This window comes from Nocardioides albidus, from assembly GCF_006335005.1.
Lineage (GTDB): Bacteria > Actinomycetota > Actinomycetes > Propionibacteriales > Nocardioidaceae > Nocardioides > Nocardioides albidus.
Window position 1 is genome coordinate 305,913 of the sequence record NZ_VDMP01000027.1, and the last position, 14,474, is coordinate 320,386.

Annotated in this window: 13 protein-coding genes; 12 read left to right on the forward strand and 1 reads right to left on the reverse strand. The window is 71.8% G+C overall.

The genetic code is table 11. From position 1 onward, the window contains the following. Positions 1 to 25 precede the first annotated feature (25 nt). The 11 genes from FHP29_RS19840 (at position 26) to FHP29_RS19890 (ending at position 12,680) form a co-directional block, all read left to right on the forward strand. Positions 26 to 3,904 (forward strand): DNA-directed RNA polymerase subunit beta', encoded by a 3,879-nt coding sequence (locus FHP29_RS19840; protein WP_139624585.1) that lies wholly within the window; start codon positions 26 to 28, stop codon positions 3,902 to 3,904. A 294-nt stretch (positions 3,905 to 4,198) separates the two neighbouring features. Then, a complete protein-coding gene (locus FHP29_RS19845; RefSeq protein WP_139624586.1) occupies positions 4,199 to 4,528 on the forward strand; it encodes a Uma2 family endonuclease in 330 nt (109 codons plus the stop codon). Next, complete coding sequence (locus FHP29_RS19850) at positions 4,525 to 5,769, forward strand: geranylgeranyl reductase family protein (RefSeq protein ID WP_139624587.1); 1,245 nt, start codon at positions 4,525 to 4,527, stop codon at positions 5,767 to 5,769. The genes FHP29_RS19845 and FHP29_RS19850 overlap by 4 nt, the downstream gene beginning before the upstream one ends. 146 nt (positions 5,770 to 5,915) lie before the next feature. Then, positions 5,916 to 6,800: an NUDIX domain-containing protein gene (locus FHP29_RS19855; RefSeq protein WP_139624588.1), complete on the forward strand. Its 885-nt coding sequence runs from the start codon at positions 5,916 to 5,918 to the stop codon at positions 6,798 to 6,800. Then, positions 6,797 to 8,086 (forward strand): hydroxyacid-oxoacid transhydrogenase, encoded by a 1,290-nt coding sequence (locus tag FHP29_RS19860; protein WP_240044628.1) that lies wholly within the window; start codon positions 6,797 to 6,799, stop codon positions 8,084 to 8,086. The genes FHP29_RS19855 and FHP29_RS19860 overlap by 4 nt, the downstream gene beginning before the upstream one ends. Before the next feature lie 120 nt (positions 8,087 to 8,206). Next, a complete protein-coding gene (locus FHP29_RS19865; RefSeq protein ID WP_139624589.1) occupies positions 8,207 to 9,400 on the forward strand; it encodes a class I SAM-dependent methyltransferase in 1,194 nt (397 codons plus the stop codon). Then, the gene (locus FHP29_RS19870; protein WP_139624590.1) at positions 9,397 to 10,344 is read left to right on the forward strand and encodes a WD40 repeat domain-containing protein; all 948 of its coding nucleotides are present in this window, start codon (positions 9,397 to 9,399) and stop codon (positions 10,342 to 10,344) included. Before FHP29_RS19865 ends, FHP29_RS19870 begins: the two co-directional genes overlap by 4 nt. Positions 10,345 to 10,380: 36 nt before the next feature. Continuing rightward, on the forward strand, positions 10,381 to 11,358 hold the full coding sequence (locus tag FHP29_RS19875; RefSeq protein WP_139624591.1) for a DNA topoisomerase IB: 978 nt from the start codon (positions 10,381 to 10,383) through the stop codon (positions 11,356 to 11,358). 57 nt (positions 11,359 to 11,415) lie between these two features. Further along, positions 11,416 to 11,727 (forward strand): DUF1905 domain-containing protein, encoded by a 312-nt coding sequence (locus FHP29_RS19880; protein WP_139624592.1) that lies wholly within the window; start codon positions 11,416 to 11,418, stop codon positions 11,725 to 11,727. After that, positions 11,727 to 12,221 (forward strand): O-acetyl-ADP-ribose deacetylase, encoded by a 495-nt coding sequence (locus FHP29_RS19885; protein WP_192904048.1) that lies wholly within the window; start codon positions 11,727 to 11,729, stop codon positions 12,219 to 12,221. Before FHP29_RS19880 ends, FHP29_RS19885 begins: the two co-directional genes overlap by 1 nt. 183 nt (positions 12,222 to 12,404) lie before the next feature. Next, a complete protein-coding gene (locus tag FHP29_RS19890; RefSeq protein WP_139624593.1) occupies positions 12,405 to 12,680 on the forward strand; it encodes a hypothetical protein in 276 nt (91 codons plus the stop codon). On the opposite strand, the gene serC is transcribed toward FHP29_RS19890, so the two are convergent. Continuing rightward, positions 12,671 to 13,795 carry a phosphoserine transaminase gene (gene serC / locus FHP29_RS19895; protein ID WP_139624594.1) on the reverse strand — a complete coding sequence of 375 codons (1,125 nt, stop codon included), beginning with the start codon at positions 13,793 to 13,795 and terminating at the stop codon, positions 12,671 to 12,673. The genes FHP29_RS19890 and serC overlap by 10 nt on opposite strands. A gap of 106 nt (positions 13,796 to 13,901) precedes the next feature. Between serC and FHP29_RS19900 the strand changes: the two genes are divergently transcribed. Beyond that, on the forward strand, positions 13,902 to 14,387 hold the full coding sequence (locus FHP29_RS19900; protein WP_139624595.1) for a GNAT family N-acetyltransferase: 486 nt from the start codon (positions 13,902 to 13,904) through the stop codon (positions 14,385 to 14,387). The last annotated feature ends 87 nt before the right edge of the window (positions 14,388 to 14,474 follow it).

Here is a 14,474-nt window from a genome sequence, read left to right on the forward strand (position 1 = left end):
CTTCAGAGCGAACTAAGGAACAACGTTGCTCGACGTCAATTTCTTCGACCAGCTTCAGATCGGCCTGGCCACCGCGGACGACATCCGCACGTGGAGCCACGGCGAGGTCAAGAAGCCCGAGACCATCAACTACCGCACGCTCAAGCCCGAGCGTGACGGCCTCTTCTGCGAGAAGATCTTCGGTCCCACCCGGGACTGGGAGTGCTACTGCGGCAAGTACAAGCGCGTGCGCTTCAAGGGCATCATCTGCGAGCGCTGCGGCGTCGAGGTGACCCGCTCGAAGGTCCGCCGCGAGCGGATGGGCCACATCGAGCTCGCCGCCCCGGTGACCCACATCTGGTACTTCAAGGGCGTCCCGAGCCGGCTCGGCTACCTGCTCGACCTCGCCCCGAAGGACCTCGAGAAGGTCATCTACTTCGCGGCGTACATGATCACCGCCGTCGACGAGGAGGCGCGTCACCGCGACCTGTCCTCGCTCGAGGGCAAGATCCAGCTCCAGCGCGAGTCCATCGAGAAGCGGCGCGACGCCGGTCTCGAGGACCGCACCAAGAAGCTGGAGGAGGACATCGCCGCGCTCGAGGCCGAGGGTGCCAAGGCCGACCAGCGCCGCAAGGTGCGCGACGGCGCCGAGCGCGAGCTCAAGCAGCTGCGCGACCGCGCCCAGCGCGAGCTGGACCGCCTCGACGAGGTCTGGGACACGTTCAAGACCCTCAAGGTGCAGGACCTCATGGGTGACGAGGTCCTCTACCGCGAGATGAAGAACTGGTTCGGCAAGTACTTCGAGGGCCACATGGGCGCCACGGCGATCCAGAAGCGCCTGCAGAGCTTCGACCTCGACGCCGAGGTGGAGAGCCTGCGCGAGACCATCGCCACCGGCAAGGGTCAGCGCAAGGTCCGCGCCCTCAAGCGGCTCAAGGTCGTCGAGGCCTTCCGCAAGACGGGCAACAAGCCCGAGGGCATGGTCCTCGACGCCGTCCCGGTCATCCCGCCGGACCTGCGCCCGATGGTGCAGCTCGACGGTGGCCGGTTCGCGACCTCCGACCTCAACGACCTCTACCGACGCGTCATCAACCGCAACAACCGCCTCAAGCGGCTGCTCGACCTCGGCGCGCCGGAGATCATCGTCAACAACGAGAAGCGGATGCTCCAGGAGGCCGTCGACTCGCTGTTCGACAACGGCCGCCGCGGTCGTCCGGTCACCGGCCCGGGCAACCGGCCGCTGAAGTCGCTCTCCGACATGCTCAAGGGCAAGCAGGGTCGCTTCCGCCAGAACCTGCTCGGCAAGCGCGTCGACTACTCGGGTCGCTCGGTCATCGTGTCGGGTCCGCAGCTGAAGCTGCACCAGTGCGGTCTGCCCAAGCAGATGGCGCTGGAGCTCTTCAAGCCGTTCGTCATGAAGCGGCTCGTCGACCTCTCGCACGCGCAGAACATCAAGTCCGCCAAGCGGATGGTCGAGCGTGCGCGCCCGGTCGTGTGGGACGTCCTCGAAGAGGTCATCACCGAGCACCCGGTGCTGCTCAACCGTGCGCCCACCCTGCACCGCCTCGGCATCCAGGCCTTCGAGCCGCAGCTGATCGAGGGCAAGGCCATCCAGCTCCACCCGCTCGTGTGCACCGCGTTCAACGCGGACTTCGACGGTGACCAGATGGCCGTGCACCTGCCGCTGTCGGCCGAGGCCCAGGCCGAGGCGCGGATCTTGATGCTGTCGACCAACAACATCCTCAAGCCGTCGGACGGCCGTCCGGTGACCATGCCGACCCAGGACATGATCATCGGCCTGTTCTTCCTCACCACCGAGCGTGGCGAGGCGACGGTCGAGATCGACGGCGAGGTGCGCCTGCGCACCTTCACCTCCCCGGCCGAGGCGATCATGGCCTACGACCGCGGCGAGATCGCGCTGCAGGACCGGGTCCGCATCCGCCTCACCGACTACGCCCTCGAGGGTGTCGAGGCCGGCGAGACCACGCTGGTCGAGACGACGCTGGGCCGCACGATCTTCAACGACGCGCTGCCGGCCGACTACCCCTACATCAACGAGGAGGTCGGCAAGAAGCGCCTCGGCGCGATCGTCAACGACCTCGCCGAGCGCTACCCCAAGGTCGTCGTCGCGGCGTCCCTGGACGCCCTCAAGGACAACGGCTTCTACTGGGCGACCCGCTCCGGTGTCACCGTCTCGATCGACGACGTCATCACGCCTCCCAACAAGGCCGAGATCCTGGCCGTGCACGAGGAGTCGGCGGCGAAGATCCAGAAGCAGTACGAGCGCGGTCTGGTCACCGACGAGGAGCGCCGCCAGGAGCTCATCGAGATCTGGACGAAGGCCAGCCAGGAGGTCGGCCGGGCGCTGCGCTCGACCTTCGAGGCGAACCCGACCAACCCGATCTACGTCCAGGTCCACTCGGGCGCCTCGGGTAACTTCAACCAGATCAACCAGGTCGGCGCCATGCGCGGTCTGGTGGCCAACCCGAAGGGCGAGATCATCCCGCGCCCGATCAAGGCCAACTTCCGCGAGGGTCTGTCCGTCCTGGAGTACTTCATCTCCACGCACGGCGCCCGCAAGGGTCTGGCGGACACCGCGCTGCGGACCGCCGACTCGGGCTACCTGACCCGTCGTCTGGTCGACGTGTCGCAGGACGTCATCATCCGTGAGGACGACTGCGGCACCGAGCGTGGCCTGCCCAAGGTCATCGGCGTCAAGGACGAGAACGGCGTGGTCGTCAAGGACGAGAACGCCGAGACCGCGGCGTACGCCCGCTCGGCCGCCAAGGACATCGCGCACCCGACGACCGGTGAGATCCTCGCCGTCGCCGGCGAGGACCTCGGCGACGTCAAGATCGCCGAGCTCATCGAGGCCGGCATCGAGGAGGTCACGGTCCGCTCGGTCCTGACCTGCGACGCCCGCACAGGCACCTGCGCGAAGTGCTACGGCCGCTCGCTGGCCACCGGCAAACTCGTCGACATCGGCGAGGCCGTCGGCATCATCGCGGCCCAGTCGATCGGTGAGCCCGGCACGCAGCTGACGATGCGTACCTTCCACACCGGTGGTGTGGCCTCGGCCGACGACATCACGCAGGGTCTGCCCCGCGTGGTCGAGCTCTTCGAGGCCCGCACCCCCAAGGGTCACGCCCAGATCTCCGAGGCCGCCGGCCGCGTGCAGATCGAGGAGACCGACAAGGCCCGCATCATCGTCGTCACCCCCGACGACGGCAGCGAGGTCAAGGAGTACCCGGTGTCCCGCCGCTCGCGCCTCCTGGTGGAGGACGGCGGCCGGGTCGAGGTCGGCGACAAGTTCACCGCCGGCACCGAGGACCCGAAGGAGGTGCTGCGCATCCTCGGCGTCCGCCGTACCCAGCAGCACCTCGTCGACCAGGTCCAGGAGGTCTACCGGTCGCAGGGCGTGTCGATCCACGACAAGCACATCGAGATCATCGTGCGGCAGATGCTGCGCCGGATCACGGTGCTCGAGTCGGGCGAGACCAACCTGCTCCCGTCCGACCTCGTCGACCGGGTCCGCTTCGAGGAGGAGAACCGCCGCGTGGTCTCCGAGGGCGGCAAGCCGGCCTCGGGTCGTCCCGAGCTCATGGGCATCACCAAGGCCTCGCTCGCGACCGAGTCGTGGCTCTCGGCGGCCTCCTTCCAGGAGACCACCCGGGTCCTCACCGACGCCGCGATCAACGGCCGCTCCGACAGCCTGCGTGGCCTGAAGGAGAACGTGATCATCGGAAAGCTCATCCCGGCCGGCACCGGCCTGGAGCGCTACCGCAACATCCGCGTCGAGCCGACCGAGGAGGCGCGCGCCGCGGCGTACGCCGTCACGGGCTACGAGTCCTACGACTACGAGTTCGGCAACCAGGGCCAGGCCGTGGCCCTGGACGACTTCGACTTCGGCTCCTACCAGAACTGACGACGAAGTCGTCAGGTCTGGTGTGACGAGCCGGATCGAGTAGCACAAGGCCCTCGCGAGCTTGCTCGCGAGGGCCTTGTGCGTAGCGAGCCACCGCGGACTACGGGCATTCGGGGCTGCGGAGAGCTGTTCGTCGTGCTGGTCGACGCGGCCGAGGATCGACGCATGACTCGGGTCGAGGAGGCGAGGCACACAATGGGAGCCATGACGGTGGACACGACCTGCCTCACGGGCAGGTGCTGACGGCGTACGACGTCGCGGAGCTGTGGGAGCCGCACCGCCACCCAGGCGAAGTTGCTGCGCCTGTTGTTCGCAAGTCAACCGTCCCACCTCGAGGTGCTGGCAGAACCTTTCGACGTTCTGTCCGTGGACACGGCGGTCCAACCCGACGTCGTGGTGTTCGACCCGACCGCGTTGGTCGGGGAAGAACCCATCGCGGTGCTGCCGACCCTGGTGATCGAGATCCTCTCGCCCAGCACGGCCCTCTACGACCTCAACACGAAGTTCAAGCGCTACGAGCGGGCAGGCATCCCGGCGTACTGGGTGGTTGACCCTCGTGCCGTCCGCACTCGTCGGTCCCGAAGGCGGGCGCTGACGCCTGCGCTGCGACAATGGCGCCCATGAGCGCAGCAGGAGACCTGAGCACCGACGTCCTCGTCGTCGGCGCCGGTCCCGCCGGGTCGGCGGCGGCCGCGTGGGCGGCGCGCGCGGGCCTCGACGTGGTGCTGGCCGACGCGGCGGTGTTCCCGCGCGACAAGACCTGCGGCGACGGGCTGACGCCGCGCGCCATCGGCGAGCTCGAGCGGCTCGGGCTGCGCGACTGGGTCCGCTCGCACACGGTCAACCAGGGTCTGCGCGCCCACGGCTTCGGCCAGACCCTGCACCTGCCGTGGCCGGGCGGCAACCTGCCCGACTGGGGCAGCGCCGTGGCACGCACCGAGCTCGACGACCACCTGCGCACCACCGCGCTCAAGGCGGGGGCGACCGCCCTCGACGGGGCCCGGGCGGTCGACGTACGCAGGGACGGCGAGCGGGTCGTGGCGGTCGTCCTCAAGGACGGCCGTGAGGTCGCCTGCAAGCGGCTGATCGTGGCCGACGGCGTCCGTTCGCCGCTGGGCAAGGTGCTCGGACGGGAGTGGCACCGCGACACGGTGTACGGCGTGGCCGGGCGCTCGTACGTCGCCTCGACCCGCGCCGACGACCCCTGGATCAGCTCGCACCTCGAGCTGCGCGGCGAGCAGAACGAGATCCTCTCCGGCTACGGCTGGATCTTCCCCCTCGGCAAGCAGAGCGGCGAGGTCAACCTCGGCGCCGGCACGCTCGCGACCGCGAAGCGGCCCGCCGACGTGGCCATCAAGCCGCTGATGAGGCTCTACGCCGACCGGCTCCGCGAGGAGTTCGGGCTGGGCGAGGAGCTGCGCGCCCCCACCTCGGCCCTCCTGCCGATGGGGGGAGCGGTGTCCAACGTCGCGGGGCGCAACTGGGCGCTGATCGGTGACGCCGCGGCCTGCGTCAACCCGCTCAACGGCGAGGGCATCGACTACGGCCTCGAGACCGGCCGGGTCGTCGCCGAGCTGCTCGCCGCGTCCGCCGACGTCGACCTGGGGACGGCATGGCCGCAGCTGCTGCGCGAGCACTACGGCGAGTCCTTCTCGATCGCGCGCCGTCTCGCCGGGCTGGTGACCGTTCCCCGCCTGCTGCCCGCCCTGGGCCCGGTCGGCATGCGCTCCGACCTCCTCATGACCCTCGCCCTGCGCTGGATGGGCAACCTGGTCACCGACGAGGACCGCGACCGCTCGGCCCGGATCTGGCGCTGGGCCGGGCGCCACTCCCTGGCCCGCGACAGCCGTCCCCCCTTCAGTTGAGTTGCCGCTTTCTCACCGTCGAGTCGCCCCGATCTCACCCTCGAGTTGCCCGCGCGCCCGCCCCCTCGGCACGCGGCGGGACGGCATAGGCTCGGATGCGGCAACTCGAGGGTGAGAAAGCGGCAACTCAACGGACGGGGCGGGGCATGGTGCAGCGGGTGCAGCGATTGGCGGCGTACGCCGTCATCGTCCGTGGCGACCAGATCCTGCTCTCACGCCTCGCGGAGCGGGTGACCAAGCGGGAGCTGTGGTCGCTGCCGGGGGGCGGGGTCGACCACGGCGAGGACCCGCGCGACGCGGTGGTGCGGGAGATCTTCGAGGAGACCGGGCTGCACGCGCAGGTCGGCGAGACCGCCCACGTCTACTCCCTGCACGTCGCGGACTCGTGGCGGCGGGGACGGCGCGTCGACGCGCACTCGGTGCGGATCGTCTACGAGGGCTGGGTGCCGGCCGACGCGCCCGAGCCACACGTCACCGAGGTCGACGGATCGACCGCGGAGGCGGCGTGGAAGCCGATCGCGGCCGTGCTCGACGGCACCGTGCCCACGGTCGGCCTGGTGAGCGAGGCGCTGGCGTCGTACGCCGTGCGTCAGCGCCAGCGCACGGCCGCCTATGCGTATGTCGTCAAGGACGGCGCGCTCCTGCTGACCCGGACCTCGGACCTGGCGCCGGACCCCGGCACGTGGCACCTGCCGGGCGGCGGGATCGACCACGGCGAGTCGCCGCGCGACACGATCCGCCGCGAGCTGTGGGAGGAGTGCGGGCTCGAGGGGGAGGCCGTCGACCTGCTGACCGTGCTCGATCACCACTTCACCGGCACCGCGCCCAACGGTCGCGAGGAGGACTTCCACGCGATCGGGGTCATCTACCGGGCTGAGGTCGGACCGGGGGAGCCGCGTGTCGTGGAGGAGGGCGGCACCACCGACGCCGTGGCGTGGGTGCCGCTGGCCGACATCGCGGCCGGTCGGCTGAAGGTCTACGGCTCGGTCCGTGCAGCGATCGAGGCGGCCGGCGATAACGTGACCGTGTGAGCCAGCTGAACGAGACCGTCTTCACCTACGCCGCACCGGCGCTCAAGTTCGGCCGGGGTGCCGCCGCGGAGGTCGGGTACGACGTCCGCGGCTGGGGCGCGCGCCGGGCCCTGCTCGTCACCGACCCCGGCGTGGAGGCCGCCGGACACGCGGAGACGGTCGCGTCCTCCCTGCGCGCCCACGACGTCGACGTCGTCACCTACGCCGGCGCCCGGGTCGAGCCGACCGACGCCTCGCTGGAGGAGGCGGTCGCGTTCGCGCGCGGCGAGGGCCCGTTCGACGCGGTCGTCGCGGTCGGCGGAGGGTCGGCGATCGACACCGCGAAGGCCGTCGCGCTGCTGGTGACCAACCCCGGTGAGCTGATGGACTACGTCAACGCGCCCATCGGCAAGGCCCGCGCCCCCCAGCAGCCGGTGCTGCCGCTCGCGGCGGTGCCGACCACGACCGGGACCGGCGCGGAGTCCACGACGATCTGCGTGATGGACGTGCTCGCGCTCAAGGTGAAGACCGGGATCAGTCACCCCGCGCTGCGCCCGCGCCTGGCGGTCGTCGACCCGTCCCTGTCCGCGACCCAGCCGCCGGGCGTCATCGCCGCCGCGGGGATGGACATCCTGTGTCACGCGCTCGAGAGCTACACGGCCCGCTGGTACGCCGACTTCGCGGCCAAGGAGCCCCAGCAGCGGGTGCCTTACTGCGGCTCGAACCCGATCTCGGACCTGTGGTCGGAGCGCGCGATGGGGATGCTGTCGACGGCGTTCCGGGCCGCCGTACGGGAGGCGCGCGAGGACGGGCCGGCGTCGTCGGGTGAGGCGGCCGAGCAGATGGCGCTCGCCGCGACCTTCGCCGGACTCGGCTTCGGCAACGCCGGCGTGCACATCCCGCACGCCAACGCGTACCCGATCGCCGGCCGGGTGCGCGACTTCCGCCCGGCGGACTATCCGCAGGACGAGGCGATGGTGCCGCACGGCATGGCCGTCGCGCTCACCGCGCCGGAGGCGTTCCGGTTCACCTTCGACGCCGCCCCCGAGCGCCACCTGCGGGCCGCACGCCTCCTCGACCCGTCCGCCTCCGGCGCGGACGCCGACGTGCTGCCCGGCGTGATCGCGTCGCTGATGCGCGACATCGGCATCCCCAACGGCCTCGGCGAGGTGGGATACGGCGCCGGGGACGTCGATGCTCTCGTCGAGGGCGCCCTCCAGCAGCAGCGCCTGCTCGCCACCGCGCCCAAGGACGTCGCCGGTGAGGACCTCGCCACGATCATGACCGCCTCGCTCGAGCACTGGTGATCGCGGCCCGAGCAGATCGCCCCCGTAGGATCGACGGGTGAACCCACGCCACCGCCGCCTGATCATCCCGGCCGCGTTGGTGGCGCTCCTGCTCATCGTGATCGTGGCGGCGCTCGTCAAATGAGCACGCTCTCCCTCGACGAGGGGCTGGCCCGGGTCCGCGCCGACCTGCTGGCCGACCAGCGCCTGGTGCGCGCCGTCGCCTCGGGACGGCGGCGCGGCGCCGTACCTCCGTGGCGGCGGGTCGAGCTGCGCTGGGTGGACCTCAAGGCCGGCCGGCACCTCCAGATCGTCCGGTACGACGCCACCCAGGCCCACACGGCCAACCACCCGGTCGGGGAGGCGGCCGAGGAGGCCGTCGACGGCCTGCTGGCCGAGCCGTTCGGGAACTGGACGGTGGAGACCGCCGAGCAGCAGCTCAGCCTGCGGGTGACCAAGAAGGGGGCCGCGGCGGTGCACGTCGCCGCCCGGTCCGGCGAGGTGCCGGTCGAGCGTGGCCACGACCGGGCCAAGGACCGGCTGCTGCCCGAGGACGATCCCGTGTTCGCCGCGCTCGGCCTCGCCGACGCGCAGGGCCGGATCAAGCCCAGCCGGATGGCGAAGTACCGCCAGGTCGAGGACTTCCTGCGCATCCTCGACCGCTCGCTCACCGAGGCCATGGCCAAGGGCCGCCTCCGGAGGCCGACCGACGCCGACCCGCTGCGCGTGGTCGACCTCGGCTGCGGCAACGGCTATCTCACCTTCGCCGCGCAGCGCTATCTCAGCGAGCGACGTGGCCTGCCCGTGCGGCTGACCGGGGTCGACGTCAAGGAGCAGTCGCGCGACCACAACGCGTCCGTGGCGCGGGAGCTCGGCATCGAGGCCACCTTCGTGGCCGGAACCATCGGCGGCGCGGTGCTCGAGCAGGCGCCCGACGTCGTGCTCGCCCTGCACGCCTGCGACACCGCCACCGACGACGCGCTCGCCCGCGCGGTCGAGTGGGAGGCGCCGCTCGTGCTCGCCGCCCCCTGCTGCCACCACGACATCGCGGCCCAGCTGCGCGGCTCGACAGCGCCGGCGCCGTACTCCTCCCTCGTGCGCGACGGCATCCTGCGCGAGCGCTTCGCGGACACCCTGACCGACACGCTGCGCGCGCTGCTGCTGCGCCGGGCGGGCTACCGCGTCGACGTGATGGAGTTCGTCGACAGCCAGCACACGCCGCGCAACACCCTGCTGCGCGCGGTCCGGACCGGGAGCGCCACCGACGACGGCGAGTACGACGACCTGGTGGCCGCGTGGGGCATCCGGCCCCGGCTGGGGGAGCTCCTCGGGTGAGGGGCCTGCTCGGGCTGGTCCTGCTGGCGCCCTTCGCGATCGGCCTCCTCGCGCCGGGCGCCGCGGTCGAGCCGCCCCCGGGCGACCCGGTCTTCCGCTTCACCGACCCCGACATCACCGAGTCCAGCGGGCTCGTGGCCCGCGACGGACTGGTCGTCACCGTCAACGACTCCGGCGACGGCAACCGGATCTTCACCGTCGACCCGGCCACCGGCGACACCGTGGGCGTGACCCGGTGGCAGGGCGACGCGACGGACATCGAGGCGCTGGCCCCCGCGGGCAGGGGCGAGGTGTGGGTCGGCGACATCGGCGACAACGCGGCCTCCCGCGACCACGTCGAGGTGGCCCGCGTGCCGTTCGGCCGGGGCGAGCGCGAGGTCGACGCGCCGACGTACCAGCTCGCCTATCCCGACGGCCCGCACGACGCCGAGGCGCTGCTCGCCGACCCCGCGACGGGCCGCCTCTACCTGGTGGCCAAGGAGTTCATCGGCCGGCTCTACGCGGCGCCCGAGCGCCTCGACCCCGACCGGCCCAACGAGCTCTCCGAGGTCGGCCAGGTCCTCGGCATCGCGACCGACGGCACCTTCTCGCCCGACGGCGAGCGCCTCGTGCTGCGCAACTACGGCCAGGCGGCCGTCTACACCTGGCCCGAGCTGCAGCGGGTCGCGCAGGTGGACCTGCCGCGTCAGCAGCAGGGCGAGGGGATCGCGATCAGCGAGGACGGCGAGGTGTTGGTCGGCTCCGAGGGTGCGGGCGCCGAGGTGCTGCGCGTCGACCTGCCCGTCGGGGACGCCCCGGCCGCACCCCCGCCGCTGCAGGAGACCGACGACGGCAGCGGGCGCGGCCCGGTCGAGATCGAGCGGCAGCTGTGGCCCTGGGCCCTCGGCGGTGTCGCCGGGCTGGTGATCGTCGTCGTCCTCATCCGCTCGCTGCGGCCGCGCTGACCGTCTGAGCCGCCGACTTCCGGGCACCTGACCGACGTGGCCCGGCTGCGTCGTACCTCTCCTGACGAGCCGGGCTGGACGCGGCGCCGCGCGGGCCGCGGCTTCGTGCACCTCGACGTCGACGGCCGGCCGCTGCCGCCCGAGGACGCCGCGCGCTGCAAGGCGCTGGTCATCCCGCCGGCGTGGAGCGAGGTGTGGATCTGCCCGCGGCCCAACGGCCACCTGCAGGTGGTGGGGACCGACGCGGCGGGGCGGCGACAGTACATCTACCACCCGGCGTGGGTCGAGCAGCGGGCGGCGGAGAAGCACGTCCGGGTGGTGGGGCTCGGGCGCCGCCTGCCGCGGCTGCGGTCGCGGGTGCTCGCCGACCTGGCCGACGACGACCTCGCGCCGCGCGCCACCTGCGCGCTGGCGGTGAGGCTGATCGACCTGGGCTGCTTCCGCATCGGCAACGACGTGTACGCCGAGGAGTACGGCTCGTTCGGCCTCACCACGCTCGAACGCCAGCACGTACGGCGATCCGGCGACGTGCTCGTCTTCGAGTTCACCGGCAAGTCGGGGATCGAGCACCACGTCGAGATCGACGACGCGATCGCGGTCGAGGCGCTCGACCGGCGGCGGCGCCGGCGACGCGCCGACCGGCGCCTACTCGACGTGAGCGGCACCGACGTCAACGACTACCTGCGCGAGGCGAGCGGTCTCGACGTCACCGCGAAGGACTTCCGCACCTGGCACGGCACCGTGCTGGCCGCGGCCGCGCTCGCCGATGCGCCCGGCCCGGAGGCCTCGAAGACCGCACGCAAGCGGGCGATCGCGGGCGCCATGCGGGAGGTCGCGGAGTTCCTCGGCAACACGCCGGCCCTGGCGCGCTCGGCGTACGTCGACCCGCGAGTGATCGACGCTTACGAGGAGGGACGCACGATCCGTGCTGCGGTCCGGCGAACCTACGATGACGAGGACGCCCGCCGCGCCGGGCTGGAGCGGGCGACGCTGCGGCTGCTGTCGACGCGCTAAGCGGAACCTCGAAGTGGACCGAGCCGGCTCGTCGGCGCTCGATGGCAGGATCGGCCCATGGCCGAGGAGGCGTACGAGTTCACCGCCGAGCTGTGGCGGTGGCGGGCCCGCGCCGAGGAGAGCGGCGGGGCGTGGTTCTTCGTCAGCCTGCCGTTCGAGGTGTCCGACGCGATCGACGAGAGCGCGCCCGGCAAGGGGTTCGGAAGCGTGCGCGTCGAGGTCAGCGTCGGTGCCAGCACGTGGCGGACCTCGGTGTTCCCCAGTGCGGAGGAGAGGACGTTCGTCCTCCCGGTGAAGAAGGCGGTGCGGACCGCGGAGGGCCTCGTCGAGGGTGGACCGTGCACGGTCCGGCTCCGTACGGTCGAGTGATGGAGATCGAGGTCGTCGAGGGCGACATCACCCAGCAGGACGTGGACGCGGTCGTCAACGCGGCCAACCGGCGGATGCGCGGAGGCGGCGGCGTCGACGGCGCGATCCACGCCGCCGGCGGTCCGGAGATCCTCGCGGACTGCGTGCGCCGCTTCCCGCAGGGGCTCGCGACCGGCGATGCGGGGTGGACCACGGCGGGCCTGATGCCCGCACGCTGGGTGATCCACGTGGTCGGCCCCAACCGCAACGCCGGGGAGACCGATCGGAGTCTGCTGACGTCCTGCTACCGCCGCGCCCTCGAGGTCGCCGACGGGCTCGGCGCGCGCTCGATCGCCTTCCCGCTGGTCAGCGCCGGCGTCTACGGCTGGCCCAAGGAGGACGCCGTGGACGCGGCGCTCGAGACGCTGCGGGCCACACCGACCTCGGTCGAGCTGGCCCGGATGGTGGCGTTCGGGCGGCCGGCGTACGAGCTCATCGCGGCACGCCTGGGGTGAGGTCGGGACGTCATACGTCCCGAGGGTCAGAGCCCCCGCTTCGTATGACGTCCGCGCGACGGCCGTGGCCGGCCTGGGACCCGGTCCTGACTTCGCGGCACGGTCGTCACCCGTCGTACCCGGGGTCGTTGGTCCAGCACCGAACCACCGTCCACCGCCCGCCGGACGACAGAGGAGACGACCATGTCGATGGAGCTCACCACCGCAGCCCTGCTGATGGCGTTCGCTCTCCTCTGCGCGGGCTGGCTGGCCCGGTCGCGCGGCGCGGTCACGTCGATGCCGGGCACGGGGCCGGACATCGAGGAGTGGCGCTCCGCGGCGCTGCGGCACTTCCAGGAGCACCGCGAGCTCGAGCGCACCGTCGCCGACGTGCTGTCCACGCCGGGCGCCGTCCGCGGTCCGGCCCGCACCGAGCTGTTCGTCGCGCTCGGTGCGCGCCGGGTGGACCTCTACGCCTGAAGCTGCTCGACGACGTAGTCGATCGAACCCGTCAGCGCCTCGACGTCGGCCGGGTCGATGGCGGGGTACATCGCGATCCGCAGCTGGTTGCGGCCGAGCTTGCGGTAGGGCTCGGTGTCGACGATCCCGTTGGCGCGCAGCACCTTCGCGACCTGCGCCGCGTCGATGGCGTCGTCGAAGTCGATGGTGCCGATGACGAGCGAGCGGTGGCTGGGGTCGGTGACATAGGGCGTCGTGTACGACGTCCGCTCGGCCCAGCCGTAGAGCGCGTCGGACGACGCGGTGGTCCGCTCGACCATGCCCTTGAGCCCGCCCTGGCCGTTCATCCAGTCCAGCTGCTCGGCCATCAGGAAGAGCGTGGCGACCGACGGGGTGTTGTAGGTCTGGTTGAGCCGGCTGTTGTCGATGGCCGTCTTGAGGTTGAAGAACGGCGGGATGTAGCGGTCCGAGGCGGCGATCCGCTCGGCGCGCTCGATCGCGGTGGGGCTGAAGACGGCGAACCACAGGCCGCCGTCCGAGGCGAAGCACTTCTGAGGCGCGAAGTAGTAGACGTCGGTCTCGGCGAGGTCGACGGGCAGGCCGCCCGCACCCGACGTCGCGTCGATCAGCACGAGCGCGCCCTCGTCGGCCCCCTCGGGCCGCAGGACCGGCGCCATCACGGCGGTGGAGGTCTCGTTGTGAGCCCAGGCGTAGGCGTCGACGCCCGCCTCGGCCACCGCGTCGGGCCGCGAGCCCGGGTCGGCCGAGATGACCGACGGTGCGTCCAGCCACGGCGCCGCCTTCACCGACGAGGCGAACTTGCTCGAGAACTCGCCGAAGGTCAGGTGCTGCGACTTCTGCTCGATCAGGCCGAAAGCCGCGATGTCCCAGAACGCCGTCGCGCCGCCGTTGCCGACGACGACCTCGTGGCCGTCGGGCAGGGAGAACAGGTCGCCGAGGCCCTCGAGCACGCGGCCGACGACGTTGCGGACCGGAGCCTGGCGGTGCGACGTACCCATCAGCGCGTCACCGGTCGCGGCGAGCGCGTCGAGGTGGCTGGTCTGGATCTTCGACGGGCCGGCGCCGAACCGGCCGTCCGCGGGCTTCAGCTCGGCAGGGATCTGGATGTCGGTCACAGGGTCAACCTTCTCGATCGGCAGAGGCGGAGAGTGGGCTGACGACGCTGTCAGGGATGGGCCCATTGTGACAGGCCGGTCCGGCCCCTGTTCAATCGGTTTCGCCATGCAGCCCACCCTCGACCTCCGCGCCGTCGGCTACCTCCACCCGGACGCGGTCGCCCTCGTCGCCCGCGTCCAGCAGGAGTACGTCGCCCGCTACGGCACGCCCGACGAGACGCCCGTCGACCCGGCGGTCTTCGACCCGCCCGCGGGACTCTTCGTCGTCGGGTACGACGCCGCGGGGGAGCCGGTCGCCACCGGTGCCTGGCGCCGCTCGGCGGTGCGCGCACTCGGCGGGACCAGCGCGGTCGAGGTGAAGCGGATGTACGTCGTACCGGAGCAGCGCGGCCGGGGCTTCGCCCGGGCCGTGCTCGCCGAGCTGGAACGGAGCGCCGCCGCGGCCGGCCACGACCTCGTCGTCCTCGAGACCGGCCTGCGCCAGCCCGAGGCGATCGAGCTCTACCGCAGCGCCGGCTACCAGGAGATCCCCGGCTTCGGCTTCTACCGCGACGCCCCGCTCTCGCGCTGCTTCGGCAGGCTGCTCGGCTGACTCTGCAGGCGCGTCGACCCGGCCCTAACTCACCTGGGAATCGCGTCGACCCGGCGCAAGCTGACCTCGGAATCGCACCGACCCGGC